The organism is Pseudomonas sp. P1_F1_2 (genome assembly GCF_056405815.1).
In genome coordinates this window covers 1-13,893 of sequence record NZ_JBFUBK010000015.1, presented here as the reverse complement: position 1 = coordinate 13,893, position 13,893 = coordinate 1, and the positions used below count along the sequence as shown (strand labels likewise).

The following is a 13,893-nucleotide window of genomic DNA, read 5'->3' as shown; positions in this document are numbered from 1 at the left end:
TTGATGGCCGAGTTGCTGAAAAATATCTATTGGGCCGACATCGCCCAGGCCTGCCTCGACACCCTGAGCATGCTCGGTGCGGCGCTGGGGTTCACCGTGCTGCTGGGGTTGCCGTTGGGGGTGGTGCTGTTTCTGACCGGCAAGCGCCAGTTGCATGAAGCGGTCGGCGTTTACCGTGTGCTGTCGGTGGTCGTGAATATGCTGCGTTCGCTGCCGTTCATCATTTTGCTGATCGTGTTGATTCCCCTGACCACACTGCTGGTCGGCACCTCGCTCGGTGTGCCGGGGACCATTCCGCCACTGGTGGTCGGCTGCACGCCGTTTTTTGCACGGCTGGTGGAAACCGCGTTGCGCGAAGTGGATCGCGGTGTCGTGGAAGCGACCCAGGCGATGGGCGCGAATACGTGGCAGATCATCCGCCACACCTTGTTGCCCGAAGCACGGGGAGGGCTGTTGGCGGCGGTCACCGTGACTGCGATCGTGCTGGTCGATTACACGGCGATGGCCGGTGTGATTGGCGGTGGCGGACTGGGCGATCTGGCGATTCGTTACGGTTATCAGCGTTTTCAGACTGACGTCATGGTGGTCACGGTGGTGCTGTTGCTGATTCTGGTTCAGGCCCTGCAAATGACCGGCGACCGACTGGTGGCGCGTTACAGCCGACGTTAAATATTCGATCCAAAAAAATACAACAGGCCCCACGTCCACCCCACGACGGCCACTTAATCTGTCTAGGAGCAAAGCATGAAAAAGACCCTGGCCATTCTGGCTGCCTTAGTGTCGTTGAGCGCTCACGCCAACGAAAAACTCATCGTCGGCGCGACCCCGGTGCCGCACGCGGAAATCCTCGAGTTCATCAAACCGACCCTGGCCAAGGAAGGCGTGGACCTGGACATCAAAGTCTTCACCGATTTTATCCAGCCCAACCAGCAATTGGCCCTGAAGAACCTCGACGCCAACTATTACCAGTACCGCCCGTTTCTCGATGATTACAACAAGACTCGCCACACCGATCTGGTGCCGGTGGTCGGCGTGCACATTGAACCGTTCGGTGCCTACTCGACCAAAATCAAAAACATCGCCGAGCTCAAGGATGGCGCCACCGTGTCGATCCCCAACGACCCGGTGAACACCGGCCGTGCGCTGGTGCTGTTGCACGAAGCCGGGCTGATCAAACTCAAGGACCCGAGCAACACCTTGGCCACCCAGCGGGACATTATCGAAAACCCCAAACACCTGAAGATTCGTGAGCTGGAAGGCGCATTGCTGGCGCGCTCGGTGAGTCAGGTCGACCTGGCCTTTGTCTTCGCCAACTACGCACTTGAAGCGGGGATCGACACCAACAGCGCCTTGATCGTCGAGAAGGGCAAGAGCTTGTACATCGAGTTTCTGGTGGCACGGCCGGATAACATCAATGATCCTGGCTTGCAGAAACTGGCAAAAGCATTGAATTCGGATGAAGTGCGGCAGTTCATCTTGACCCGCTATAAAGGGCAAATTGCGCCGGGGTTCTAAACACTCGCCGACCAGAAGGTCGCCTTCGCGAACAAGTTCACCACTGTACCTGTGGGAGCGGGCTTGCCCGCGAAGGCCGCGTCGCTATTTCGGTTCTGCAGCGGATTCCAGCAGCTGCGCGCCCGGCCCACGCTCCCCCAGCACATCGCCAAAATTGCGCAGTGGACACGCCTCCATCGACAGACATCCACACCCGATGCAGCCATTGAGCTTGTCGCGCAGCAACATCAACTGATTGATCCGCGCGTCCAGATCCCGGCTCCACTGCGCTGACAACGCCTTCCAGTCTGCCGCCGTCGGCGCCCGGTTATCCGGCAACGATTTCAGCGCCTCACCGATCTCCACCAATGGAATTCCCAGACGCTGGGCCACTTTGATCAACGCCACCCGCCGCAACACTTCTCGTGGATAGCGCCGCTGATTGCCCTGATTGCGGTTGCTTTTGATCAAACCCTTGGACTCATAAAAGTGCAGCGCCGTGACCGCCACACCGCTGCGGGCGGCCAGTTGGCCAACGGTGAGTTCTTTATGCAGATTTTCCGGGGTGATCATTTGAACATTGCCTATTGACCTCTAGTTAGCTAGAGGTTTTACCCTGCAGGCCTTCGGATCGCAACAATCGGTTTACACATGAAGGGGACTGTTCATGCAATTGTCAGCAAACAACCGCGGCTTCACCCAATTGATCGAATTCGAGATCGAGCCCCATCGGCAACCGGCGCTGGTGACGGCCCTGTCCCTGCAGACCGAGCRCCTGGCCCGGGATTTCAGTGGCTTCTTGAGTGCGAGTATCCAGGCCAGCGATGATGGCCGGCGGGTACTCAACTACTTGCAATGGCAAACGCGCGAAGCCGGTGAAGCCGCATTTCGCAGCTTTGAACGGGGTGAGCAGGATTTCTGGGGTTTGATCCGCGCCCACCAGGCGAAAACCGTGACGTTCGGTTCGTTCCAGGTGCTGCACAGCTTGGCGCTTGGCCCCGATGATGCGCTGCACTGCAATCTGGTGGGCTAAATCGACAACTGCATCACGCGCTCGCCCTGGACATTCTCCGTGACCCGACGCTTGTTGACTGCCAGTTCGCCGATTTTGATCAGCCGCGTGCGGGTTACGTTACGGCTCAGACCCAGCAGGGCAGCGGTGTGCACCTGGTTGTAATGACAGAAGCGATAGGCTGCGCGCAACAACGCATCTTCGACTTTTTCATGCAGTGCACCGGCCTGTTCTGCGAAGAGTTTTTGAAAGGCCTGATTCAGCATGGCTTCCGGTGAATCATCGGTGCCGACGTGTTGGTCATCCTGACGCTCGATGCGCATGTTGGACAGGCGCAGGTCATCGCGTTCAATCACGCCGTTACGGCAGATCAACAGCGTGTGGTGAATAACGTTTTCCAGCTCTCGGATGTTGCCCGGCCAACTGTAGCCTCGCAGTTTCAGTTCGGCTTCTTTGCTGAGGGTGATGCTGCCGTAACCCAAGCGTTGACTGTAGACCTGGATGAAATGCCGGGTCAGCGGCAGGATGTCGCCGGGGCGTTCGCGCAACGGGCTGAGGTCCAGGCTGACCACGTCGAGTCGGTAATACAGGTCCTCGCGAAAATGCCCGGCGTTGATGGCCTTTTCCAATTGCACGTTAGTCGCCGCCACTACGCGCACATCGATGGGAATGCTCTTGCGCGAGCCGAGTCGGACCACTTCACGCTCCTGCAGCACCCTCAGCAGCTTGACCTGGATCGCCATTGGCAGGTCGCCAATTTCATCGAGAAACAGCGTGCCGCCGTGGGCCTCCTCGAACCAGCCGGCCTTGGCGTTCAGCGCGCCGGTGAATGCACCTTTTTCGTGACCGAACAATTCGGCCTCAACCAGCGATTCGGAAAATGCGCCGCAATTCACCGCCACGAAGGGCCGGTTGCGTCGGGTACTCAGGTTGTGGATGTGCCGCGCCACCAACTCCTTGCCAGTGCCGGTTTCGCCACTGATCAGTACGCTGGCTTCGCTGGGCGCGACCTGCTGCACATGGGCAAGCAAGGCTTGGGATTTCGGATCTTCGAACACCTGCGCGGTGGCGCGGATCGAGGTCGCCAGCGCGGGTGAGGGCGGCAAGGTCAGCAGTTGCATGGGGGTCGCTCCATGAGGAAATGGCTATGAAAACAAGTCCTGACTCAGCCTCTCGTTTGAAAGACATGGGACGCGGGCCAGTCGGCAGTGGGTGAGGCGCTGGAGGTGTTATAAAGAGAGTCTGTTATTCCGTAAAAGAACATAAATAAATATTTATAGATCTTTTGGAGATATACAGGTTGAGAACAGAACGACGTTTGCCAAAGTTGATAGCCACTATCGAGAGCGTTGATTTCTGCCCTTGAAGCCGCGCAGGTAGCCTGTGTTCATTGCCCCGAACCCAGATGCCAGGACGCTAACAATGAACACTCTCACCGCCACTTTCCTGCTGCTCGCGCTCTCTGTTCTCGCCGGTTGTGCCAGCCATGTGTCTCCGGAATTGCGGCCATATACCGCCGAAGAATCCAAGGAACTGGCGCTTGAGGAATTGAACCGTCGTGGTCTGTCTTTTGAGGAGTACCACGCCAGGAAAGCCGCCTTGCTCGGGCAGCCGCAAAAATCCTTTGGTTTCGATAAACAAGGCGAGATGAACGCCGAGCGTGCTGTACAGCTTCACGGTCGCCCAAGCTGATCAAGAACTGTACCGCTCGAAGTTTTCCGAAACTGTCCGTGGGTTTCCGGCAAGGCGTGCGATAGGGTCTTAACACCCGATTGACCCTTATGGACCGCCGCTCATGACGCTTTCACTCGATCTGCTGATGGGCCTGGCCCTGTTTGCGCTTGTCACCTCGATTACTCCCGGCCCCAACAACACCATGTTGCTGGCATCGGGTGTGAACTTCGGCTTTAACCGCACCATCCCGCACATGTTGGGCGTCACCTGTGGTTTCTTTGTCCTGGTGGTCGCCGTCGGGTTCGGCCTCGGCGCCGTGTTTCAAACCTATCCTTTGCTCTACACCGTGTTGCGCTACGTCGGTGCGGCGTATTTGCTTTATCTGGCATGGAAAATCGCCCATTCAGGTCCGGTCTCCGAGAGCGAGAACGGCGAAAGCAAACCCATCACTTACCTGGGCGCAGCGGCGTTCCAATGGGTCAATCCCAAGGCGTGGATCATGGCCATCGGTGCCATCAGTACCTACACGCCGATGCAGGGCTATTTCACCAATGTGATCATCATTGCGGCGGTGTTTGCCGTGATCAACCTGCCGAGCGTTGGTATCTGGGCCGGGTGCGGCACGTTGTTACGCAATGTGTTGAAGGACCGCCGCTGGTTGCGCCTGTTCAATTGGGGCATGGCCCTGCTGTTGGTGGCTTCTCTGTATCCGTTACTTCTTGAAAGCTTTAGCTGACGCATTGCTTCATCCGGTTGCCCGATGCCTGTTAAGCTCGACTTCAGGAGCGTTCCTACGCACTTTTAAATGAAGTTGTTCTTCTTTAACGGCTTCCGATCAGGTATTTCTAACGTGCTGAAGTATCGGCGCAGCTCACAAGGCTGCGCTTTGACGTTTCCGTTATGAGCTTCCTGATCCCGGAACACGCTCTGCGAGTCTTTTATGAATAAACGTCCGTTGTATTTCGACTACGCCGCCACCACGCCGGTGGATGAGCGGGTCATCAAGGTCATGGTCGAGTGTCTGGGTTTTACCGGCAACTTCGGCAACCCGGCGTCCAGCTCCCATGCTTATGGCCAGCAGGCTCGGCGGTCGGTGGACCACGCACGGCAGCAGGTCGCCGAACTGGTGGGCGCTACCGCTGACCAGATCGTCTGGACCTCCGGCGCCACCGAATCGAACAACCTCGCGCTCAAGGGCGTGGCCCCGGCACGCGGCGTCAGTGGCGGGCACCTCATTACCAGCCAGATCGAACACAAGGCGATTCTCGACACGGCCAAACAGTTACAGGACGCCGGTGTGGCGGTGACGTATCTGGTGYCAGACACCGACGGTTTGATCACGGCGCAAGCGGTCAGCGAAGCGATGCGCGAAGACACCTTTCTGGTGTCGCTGATGCTGGTCAACAACGAACTGGGTACGCTCAATGACATCGCTGCCATCGGCGAAGTCGTGCGCGCCCGCGATGCGCTGTTTCACGTTGACGCGGCTCAAGGTGCAGGGAAAGTGGCCATCGATCTGGCCCACCTGCCCGTGGATTTGATGTCGTTTTCCGCCCACAAAATCTACGGCCCCAAAGGCATCGGCGCGCTGTACGTCGGCCCGCGCGCGCAACCACGCTTGCAGGCGCAGATTCACGGCGGCGGTCACGAGGGCGGTTTACGTTCCGGCACCCTCGCGACTCATCAGATCGCAGCGATGGGTGTGGCCTTCGCCTTGGCTGGCGCTGCGTTCGATGAAGAGAAAGCCACGATCGTCCGGTTGCGGGAGCGCTTGCTTGAGCAACTGCTGAGCCTTCCCGGCGTTCGTCTCAATGGCAGCCCGACCCAACGCATTCCCCATACTCTGAGCCTGACCTTCAGCGAAGGCGAGTTCAACTCCACGGCATTGAGCCATTCGATCGCATTTTCCGCGACATCGGCCTGCAACTCTGCCAGCAACGTTCCATCCCATGTGTTGCTGGCCCTGGGGCATGACGCCCGCTCGGCGAGCCGCACGATTCGCTTGAGTCTCGGGCGGTTCACCACCGAGCAAGACATCGACCAAGCGGTGCACCTGATCAAAGCCGCCTGCGCCAGTGCCCCGGCATTCTGGCAGTAGCGCCTTAAAGCGCCGACTCAGATCGGCACTCAACAATAAGCTGAAGTGATTAGCAGGAGACATGATGAGTACRCAGCCTTCGATCAATGGATCGGTGCCCCAGCGCCTGGCGCAAACCCGCGAACTGATGAGCCGCGAAGGCATTCATGCCTTGCTGGTGCCGTCGGCCGATCCGCACCTCTCGGAATACTTGCCAGGCTACTGGCAGGGACGGCAGTGGTTGTCGGGCTTCCATGGCTCGGTCGGCACACTGATCGTGACGCCGGACTTTGCTGGCGTCTGGGCCGACAGCCGTTATTGGGAGCAAGCGACCAAGGAGCTCAAAGGCAGCGGCATCGAGTTGGTCAAGCTGCAGCCGGGCCAGCCAGGCCCGCTGGACTGGCTGGCCGAGCAAACCCCAGAAGGTGGCGTCGTCGCGGTGGACGGTGCGGTCATGGCCGTGGCCTCGGCGCGAACGCTGGGTGGCAAGCTCGAAGAGCGTGGCGCCCGCCTGCGTACCGATATCGATTTGTTGAGCGAAGTCTGGAGCGATCGCCCGACGTTGCCGAACGAGCCGATCTATCAACATTTGCCACCGCAAGCGACGGTCAGCCGTGGCGAAAAGCTCGCGAAGGTGCGCGAGGTAATGAAAGATCGAGGCGCTGACTGGCATTTTGTCGCCACCCTCGATGACATCGCCTGGTTGTTCAACCTGCGCGGCGCAGACGTGTCGTTCAACCCGGTCTTCGTGTCCTTCGCCCTGGTCAGCCAGGAGCAGGCAACCCTGTTCGTGGCACTGAGCAAAGTCGATGCCGAGCTGCGTGCGGTACTGGAACAAGACGGTGTGATCCTGCGTGATTACAGTGAAGTGGACGCTGCCTTGCGCGCCGTTCCGAGCGGCACGAGCCTGCTGGTAGACCCGGCGCGTGTCACCGCCGGTTTGCTGGGCAACCTCGATGCCGGCGTAAAACTGGTCGAAGGCCTGAACCCGACCACGCTGGCCAAATCGCAGAAAAGCCTGGCCGATGCCGAGCACATTCGCCAGGCCATGGAGCAGGACGGTGCCGCCCTCTGTGAATTCTTCGCGTGGCTGGACTCGGCCTTGGGTCGTGAACGCATCACCGAGCTGACCATCGACGAGCACCTCACTGCCGCGCGTACCCGACGTCCCGATTACGTGTCGCTGAGCTTCAATACCATCGCCGCGTTCAACGCCAATGGCGCGATGCCGCATTACCACGCGACCGAAGAAGAGCACGCGGTGATCGAGGGTGACGGCCTGTTGCTGATCGACTCCGGCGGTCAGTACCTGGGTGGCACTACCGATATCACGCGAATGGTGCCGGTGGGGACTCCGACAGATGAGCAGAAGCGCGACTGCACGCGAGTACTTAAAGGTGTGATTGCACTGTCCCGCGCGCAATTCCCCAAAGGGATCTTGTCGCCGCTGCTGGATGCTATCGCACGCGCTCCAATCTGGGCAGAAAACGTCGACTACGGTCACGGCACTGGCCATGGCGTTGGCTATTTCCTCAATGTTCACGAAGGCCCGCAGGTCATCGCCTATCAGGCCGCTGCTGCGCCGCAAACCGCGATGCAGCCGGGCATGATCACTTCCATCGAGCCGGGCACTTACCGTCCGGGGCGTTGGGGCGTGCGGATCGAGAACCTGGTGCTGAACCGTGAGGCGGGCAAAAGCGAGTTCGGAGAGTTCCTCAAGTTCGAAACCCTGACGCTATGCCCGATTGACACCCGCTGTCTGGAGCCGTCGCTGCTGACTCTGGAAGAGAAGCAGTGGTTCAACGCTTACCACGCCGAGGTGCGCGAACGCTTGAGTCCATTGCTCGATGGCGCCGCCCTTGAGTGGTTGAACACCCGCACCGCGGCTATTTGACGGGTTGGAGGTCAGGCGCTTGGTCGAGCGCCTGGCTCATGTAGTCGACAAATGCTTTAACCCTGGCGGATTGGCGACGATTCGCCGGGGACACTGCATGAATCGGCAGTGACTGCGTCGTGTAGTCTTGCAAAATGGCTTTCACCCGGCCGGCCTTCAGATCCTCACTGAACAGCCAGACTGGCGACAACGCAATCCCCAATCCCCCCAGCACCATCTCGCGGATCGCCTCGGAGTTGTTGCTTTGCGCGTTACCCTTGATGCGTACTTCGTGTTGCCGGGCGCCTCTTTTGTAAATCCATAGGTTTTGACTGTTCAGCAAGTTGAATTGCAGGCAGTTGTGCGCGCCGAGGTCTTCCGGGGTTTGGGGCTGGCCGAATTGCTTGAGGTACTCAGGCGCTGCAACGGTTATCCGGTGGGTGGTGCCGATGTGGCGTGCGAGCAGACCGCTGTCGCTCAGCTCACCGATTCTGAATGTCACGTCCAGCCCTTCACTGACCAGGTCCTGGTTTTGATCGCTGAGTTGCAGGTCAATTTGAACCTGAGGGTGCGTTTTTAGAAAGTCGGGGAGGCGCGGTGCAATCTGCAGGCGCCCGAAACTCACGGATGAGCCGATTTTCAAGTTGCCGGAAATGGATTCGCGTCCTGATTGAAAACGATGTTCTGCCGCGTCCACCGCTGCAAGGATTTGGCGACATTCGTCGTAGTACCTCTGACCTTCATCCGTCAGTGACAGTTGACGGGTGCTGCGGCTAATCAGCTTTGTGCCGAGTTTGGTTTCGAGCGCTTTTAAAATTTTGCTGATGGTCGGCTGGCTGGTCTGCATCTCCCGGGCGACGGCCGAGAAGCTGCCGCGTTCGACGACACGGACGAAGGTTGCCATTGCGTTGAGTGTGTCCACGGGAGTTCTCATTGATGCCAAATGGGCATACGTACTATAGCTATATGGTGTCTTATCGGCATGAGTGATCTGGACGAAGATGAATCCCGCACACACACTTCTGACGGGAATCTGCGAAATGACTGACTCACTTGAAATGCGCGCTCTGATTGTTGACTCGGCCAATGGGCCTTTACGCTTGGTTTCCCTGTCGCGGCCCGTGCCGGGAGTGGGTCAGGTGCTGATCAGGATCAAGGCCAGCGGGGTGAACCCTTTGGATGGAAAGATTCGTGCGGGGCAAGCTGCTCATGCGCGTCAGCCGTTACCGGCCGTATTGGGCATGGATTTAGCGGGGACAGTTGAGGCGCTGGGAGAGGGCGTCAGTGGATGGATGCCTGGTGATGAAGTCTTCGCGATGGCGACCGGTATCGGTGGCGCGCAGGGTTCCCTGGCGGAGTTCGCGGTGGTCGATTCGCGGCTTCTGGCACGCAAACCGGGCAACTTGAGTATGCGCGAGGCCGCAGGGCTGCCTTTGGTATTGATCACCGCGTGGGAAGGGCTAGTTGATCGGGCTCGGGTGCGGGCCGGTCAGAAGGTGCTGATCCATGGCGGCGGCGGCGGTGTCGGACATGTGGCTGTGCAAATTGCCCGGGCGTTCGGTTCTGACGTGTTCGCAACCGGTTCAGCGGGGCAGCGGGCAACTATCGAAAGTTTCGGTGCAACGTTTATTGATTACCGCGCGTCTTCGGTTGAAAGCTATGTGGCTGAATTCACGGCCGGGGAGGGCTTCGATATCGTCTATGACACGGTGGGTGGCGCGGTGCTGGATGACTCGTTCAAGGCCGTTCGGGTTTATGAGGGGCATGTAGTGAGCTGTCTGGGTTGGGGGCAGCACAGCCTTGCGCCGCTCTCGTTTCGTGGGGCGAGTTATTCCGGGGTGTTTACGCTATTGCCGTTGCTGACGGGGAAGGGACTTGAACGTCATGGCCAGATTCTTAATGAAGCGGCGCGGTTGATTGAGGCGGGTCAGTTGAAGCCGTTGCTCGATTCTCGGCAGTTCACGCTGGAAACTGCCGAGGCTGCTCATGAAATGCTCGTTTCGGGAGCAGCGAAGGGGCGGTTAGTGATCGAGATTTAACTCAGGGCTTCAATCACGAAGTCCAACCGATCCTGGCCGAAGAACAGCTGATCGCCGACGAACATACTCGGTGCGCCGAATACACCGCGCTGTATGGCTTTCTCGGTATTGTCCTTGAGAGCGGCTTTGACCTCCTCATCGGCCGTCAGGGCGAGGACTGTTTGCGGGTCAAAACCGTTTTGAGTCAACACGGCGGCAACGGTGGCAGGATCATCAAGGCTACGGCCTTCGACCCAGAGGGCAGTGAACAGGCAGTCGATAAACGCCGGGAAACGTTCGGGCTGACGTAACTGAATTCCAGTCACTGCGCGCATGAGCATCAGTGTGTTGATGGGGAAGTGCGGATTGAATTTCAGTGGTACACCGTAACGTTTTGCGTAGCGGTCGAGATCTTGAAACATATAACGACCCTTGGCCGGGATGGTCGCCGGTGAAGCGTTGCCGGTGGCTTTGAACACGCCGCCCAGCAGCATTGGCTTGTAAATCAATTGGCTGTCGGTTTGTTCGCAGATTTTCGGTAGCTGGGTATAAGCCAGGTAGGTGGCCGGGCTGCCGAGGTCGAAAAAGAACTCCACGGTTTTGCTCATGGTCGGTGCACTCTGTTTATTGTTGTAGGGGAGGGCTTACCAGCGTTCGCTCCAGGGGCGTAAATCCAGCTCGAATGTCCAGGAGTCCCGTGGCTGGCTGTGCAGATACCAATAGTTTTCGGCGATGTGCTCGGGGTTAAGAATGCCGTCTTCGTCCTTGGTTGCGTACTTTTCCGGAAAGCTCTCACGGATGAAGTCAGTATCGATGGCGCCGTCGACAACGACGTGAGCAACGTGAATATTCATCGGGCCGAGTTCTCGCGCCATGCTTTGCGCCAAGGCACGAATACCATGTTTGGCACCAGCGAACGCAGCAAAGCCCGCAGCACCGCGCATGCCTGCTGTAGCCCCGGTGAACAGGATCGTGCCCCGCTGACGCTTGGCCATGCGCTTGGCGACTTCGCGAGCATTGAGAAAACCTGAGAAACAGGCCATTTCCCAAATCTTGAAATACTTGCGGGCGGTTTCTTCAAGAATGCTGCAGGGCACGTTGGCGCCGATATTGAAGACAAATGCTTCGATGGGCCCGATCTGGCTTTCGATTTGTTCGACTAGCGCGATTACATCTTCCTCCTTGCGTGCATCGCAGGCAAAGCCATGGGCATCTCCGCCATCAGCTTTGATGGCATCGACCAATGGCTGAAGTTTGTCTGCGCTGCGCCGGGTGACACAGGCGACGAAGCCTTCCTGTGCAAAACGCTTGGCAATGGCGCCGCCGGTAGCATCACCAGCGCCGACAACCAGTACGACTTTCTTATTATTCATAGGTGGCCCCTTTGATAAACGATCGTTAACTAAACGAACGTTATGCTACGATTCCACAGACGTCAAGACGATCAATCCTGAGGACTTGCAATGCGCTACTCGGCCAATCACAAGTTGGAAACCAAACAAAAGTTGCTGGAAAGCAGTTCGGTGTCTGCCAAGAAGTCAGGTTTTTCCACGGTCGGCGTCGACGGATTAATGAAGGCAATCGGTTTGAGCGGCGGGGCTTTCTACAGTCACTTCTCGTCAAAGGATGAACTGTTCTCTTCAATCGTCGAGCGTGAACTGGGTCAAAGCGTGGAACGATTAGGCACCGATGGGGGGAGCGAAAAACTTGAGCGATGCCTGAAGCATTACTTGAGCATGGCGCATGTCGAACATCCGGAATCCGGATGCGCGCTGCCCGCGTTGGGCGCGGAAATTGCTCGTTCGGACATGGTGGTTCGCAAACAGGCAGAGCGCTGGATTTGTCAGCTACAGGAGAGTTGGGCGCGTATTCTGGAAAGCGACAGCCTGGCTTGGGCAATTCTGTCGCAATGCATCGGTGCTTTAGTTGTCGCACGGATGCTGGCAACGCCAGACATCCAGCGCAATGTGTTGAAATCCAGTTACGACGAGATTGGCCGTCAGATTGCGGGGCGGCATCAGCCTATTTGCAAATGACGATCATGCTGCGGCTGGTGTAACCGGCAGGGTTGAGACCGAACGGATAATCGCCTGGCTCCTCCACCGCGTCCCCCGACTTGGCAATGACCTTGTACCCTTTGGGTGCGCAAGAGTTGGCGGCGCTGGTGTAGCACTTTTCCCACGAGGATGAGAGCCCCGAACAGTTGATATGCAGCCCTTTCTTGCCATGTTTGACTTGTGTTTTCGAGGTCGCCGCACAACCCGCAACTGCCAGAACGGCGATCAATATCAAAATTCGTTTCATTGCTGTCCTTACTAGCGTTCCCGGATCTTGTGCCCGGGTCTGGCTGCATTCGCTTTCGCTTAAGCGTTTTGGTATCCCTATCCTGAAAAATCCATGTCTGGCGCTGGGTTACGGGCCTAAACATGGCCTAATTGAGCGTCAATTACCAGACCTGCGTTAAATCCTGTATCAATCTGCCGCAACTGCTGGCTTGGCAGCACTGCCCATAGTCATGGTTGCGCCCACGGAAGCCAGAATGATGCACAAGATAGCCATCCACTGTGACAGCGATAGATACTCATGCAGGAACAACAAGCCTGACAAGGCGCCAACCGCAGGTTCGATGCTCATCAATGTGCCGAAAGTCCGTGCGGGCATGCGGGTGAGGGCGACCATCTCCAGCGTGTAGGGCAGGGCGGTGGATAAAATGGCGACCCCTATGGCCACGGGGATCAACGAAGGAGTCAGCAGCGCGGTCCCTGCATGGACGATGCCGATAGGGGCCACGAACAATGCGGCAATCATCACGCCCAGTGCTGCGGTCTGTACACCATTGTCGGCACCGGCCTTCTGGCCGAACAGAATGTATAGGGCCCAGCAGACTCCCGCTCCCAGGGCGTAACCGGCCCCTACCAGGTCGATTCCCATGGTTGATGCGTCTGTGGGGATTAATAGCAGCAAGCCCGCAGCCGCCAGCGCTATCCACAAAAAGTCGATTGCCCGGCGCGAAGCATAGATCGCCACTGCCAATGGCCCGGTGAACTCCAGGGCTACTGCAATTCCCAAAGGGACAGTGCGTAAGGACATATAGAAGAGGAAATTCATGCCGCCCAGTGCCATGCCATAGATGATGACGGTGCGCAGGGATTTTGCAGTGAGCTTCGCCCGCCATGGACGAAGCAGGAGCAGCATGATCACGCTGGCGAAAATGAGGCGTAGGGTGGTGGTTCCTTGAGCTCCGATAACCGGGAACATGCTTTTAGCCAAAGAAGCTCCGGACTGGATCGACGCCATGGCTATTATGAGCAGGCCTACCGAGAACAAGGTCGAGGCAAGGCTGCGGGGTTGATCGTTCATTACGTGGAGTCGTCCGAAGTAGGAAGCGGAAGTTCTTTGTTGTGCAGTTGGGCAATATAGTGCGCATTCGTGGCGTGTACGTCTATATATGGCAATGATTTTGGGCTGTTTGATAGAAAAGCCAAATCAGTGCTTGACGGCAGATTCAGGGTGTCTATAATTCGCCCCACTTCCGGCGCAGTCGAAACGGAAAACTCCTTGGTAAACAAAGAGTTACGCAGTTTTCGGCAGTGAGTGGCTTCAGTTCATCGAAGTCCGAAAGGAGTTGAAAAAGAGGTGTTGACAGCAGCGTGTAACGCTGTAGAATTCGCCTCCCGCTACCGAGTGATCGGAAGCGCAAGTGGTTGAAGTTGTTAAAGATTTCCAAGCGAAACTTTGAAAACTT

16 protein-coding genes are annotated in these 13,893 nt (G+C 57.7%); 9 read left to right on the top strand and 7 right to left on the bottom strand.

What is annotated here, in order from left to right; genetic code table 11:
* Positions 1-3: 3 nt before the first annotated feature.
* The gene (locus AC1D2P_RS06715; RefSeq protein ID WP_046032358.1) at positions 4-669 is read left to right on the top strand and encodes a methionine ABC transporter permease; all 666 of its coding nucleotides are present in this window, start codon (positions 4-6) and stop codon (positions 667-669) included.
* Positions 670-744: 75 nt separating this feature from the next.
* The gene (locus AC1D2P_RS06710; RefSeq protein WP_046032357.1) at positions 745-1,515 is read left to right on the top strand and encodes a MetQ/NlpA family ABC transporter substrate-binding protein; all 771 of its coding nucleotides are present in this window, start codon (positions 745-747) and stop codon (positions 1,513-1,515) included.
* 84 nt (positions 1,516-1,599) lie between these two features.
* Here AC1D2P_RS06710 and soxR read toward each other — a convergent pair whose 3' ends face one another.
* Positions 1,600-2,067 carry a redox-sensitive transcriptional activator SoxR gene (soxR, locus tag AC1D2P_RS06705; RefSeq protein WP_109787096.1) on the bottom strand — a complete coding sequence of 156 codons (468 nt, stop codon included), beginning with the start codon at positions 2,065-2,067 and terminating at the stop codon, positions 1,600-1,602.
* Between the two features lie 94 nt (positions 2,068-2,161).
* Here soxR and AC1D2P_RS06700 point away from each other — a divergent pair, with 94 nt between their 5' ends.
* Positions 2,162-2,527 (top strand): antibiotic biosynthesis monooxygenase, encoded by a 366-nt coding sequence (locus AC1D2P_RS06700; protein WP_477811353.1) that lies wholly within the window; start codon positions 2,162-2,164, stop codon positions 2,525-2,527.
* Here AC1D2P_RS06700 and AC1D2P_RS06695 read toward each other — a convergent pair.
* Entirely contained in the window at positions 2,524-3,627 is a 1,104-nt protein-coding gene (locus tag AC1D2P_RS06695) for a sigma-54 interaction domain-containing protein (RefSeq protein WP_109787094.1), read from the bottom strand. The two genes, AC1D2P_RS06700 and AC1D2P_RS06695, sit on opposite strands and share 4 nt — an antisense overlap.
* 301 nt (positions 3,628-3,928) lie before the next feature.
* On the opposite strand from AC1D2P_RS06695, the gene AC1D2P_RS06690 reads away from it, so the two are divergent.
* From AC1D2P_RS06690 to AC1D2P_RS06675, 4 genes are all read left to right on the top strand, one after another.
* Positions 3,929-4,198: a hypothetical protein gene (locus tag AC1D2P_RS06690; protein ID WP_077431685.1), complete on the top strand. Its 270-nt coding sequence runs from the start codon at positions 3,929-3,931 to the stop codon at positions 4,196-4,198.
* 103 nt (positions 4,199-4,301) lie between these two features.
* Positions 4,302-4,916, top strand: a complete 615-nt coding sequence (locus tag AC1D2P_RS06685; RefSeq protein WP_046032352.1) for a LysE family translocator — start codon at positions 4,302-4,304, stop codon at positions 4,914-4,916.
* Between the two features lie 204 nt (positions 4,917-5,120).
* Complete coding sequence (locus tag AC1D2P_RS06680) at positions 5,121-6,278, top strand: cysteine desulfurase family protein (protein WP_477811352.1); 1,158 nt, start codon at positions 5,121-5,123, stop codon at positions 6,276-6,278.
* Positions 6,279-6,342: 64 nt separating this feature from the next.
* Positions 6,343-8,151, top strand: a complete 1,809-nt coding sequence (locus tag AC1D2P_RS06675) for an aminopeptidase P family protein (protein ID WP_223522815.1) — start codon at positions 6,343-6,345, stop codon at positions 8,149-8,151.
* On the opposite strand, the gene AC1D2P_RS06670 is transcribed toward AC1D2P_RS06675, so the two are convergent.
* Entirely contained in the window at positions 8,144-9,064 is a 921-nt protein-coding gene (locus AC1D2P_RS06670) for a LysR family transcriptional regulator (protein ID WP_177412269.1), read from the bottom strand. The two genes, AC1D2P_RS06675 and AC1D2P_RS06670, sit on opposite strands and share 8 nt — an antisense overlap.
* Before the next feature lie 106 nt (positions 9,065-9,170).
* Between AC1D2P_RS06670 and AC1D2P_RS06665 the strand changes: the two genes are divergently transcribed.
* The gene (locus AC1D2P_RS06665; protein ID WP_477758424.1) at positions 9,171-10,169 is read left to right on the top strand and encodes a zinc-dependent alcohol dehydrogenase family protein; all 999 of its coding nucleotides are present in this window, start codon (positions 9,171-9,173) and stop codon (positions 10,167-10,169) included.
* On the opposite strand, the gene AC1D2P_RS06660 is transcribed toward AC1D2P_RS06665, so the two are convergent.
* Together AC1D2P_RS06660 and AC1D2P_RS06655 are read right to left on the bottom strand one after the other, a co-directional pair.
* A complete protein-coding gene (locus AC1D2P_RS06660) occupies positions 10,166-10,756 on the bottom strand; it encodes a 2-hydroxychromene-2-carboxylate isomerase (protein WP_046032347.1) in 591 nt (196 codons plus the stop codon). The two genes, AC1D2P_RS06665 and AC1D2P_RS06660, sit on opposite strands and share 4 nt — an antisense overlap.
* Positions 10,757-10,792: 36 nt before the next feature.
* Positions 10,793-11,521: an SDR family oxidoreductase gene (locus AC1D2P_RS06655; protein ID WP_046032346.1), complete on the bottom strand. Its 729-nt coding sequence runs from the start codon at positions 11,519-11,521 to the stop codon at positions 10,793-10,795.
* 90 nt (positions 11,522-11,611) lie between these two features.
* Between AC1D2P_RS06655 and AC1D2P_RS06650 the strand changes: the two genes are divergently transcribed.
* Positions 11,612-12,184 (top strand): TetR/AcrR family transcriptional regulator, encoded by a 573-nt coding sequence (locus tag AC1D2P_RS06650; RefSeq protein WP_046032345.1) that lies wholly within the window; start codon positions 11,612-11,614, stop codon positions 12,182-12,184.
* Here AC1D2P_RS06650 and AC1D2P_RS06645 read toward each other — a convergent pair.
* Positions 12,171-12,452: a hypothetical protein gene (locus AC1D2P_RS06645; protein WP_046032344.1), complete on the bottom strand. Its 282-nt coding sequence runs from the start codon at positions 12,450-12,452 to the stop codon at positions 12,171-12,173. The two genes, AC1D2P_RS06650 and AC1D2P_RS06645, sit on opposite strands and share 14 nt — an antisense overlap.
* Positions 12,453-12,620: 168 nt before the next feature.
* Positions 12,621-13,508 (bottom strand): threonine/homoserine exporter RhtA, encoded by an 888-nt coding sequence (gene rhtA / locus AC1D2P_RS06640; RefSeq protein WP_477758423.1) that lies wholly within the window; start codon positions 13,506-13,508, stop codon positions 12,621-12,623.
* Positions 13,509-13,893: the final 385 nt, after the last annotated feature.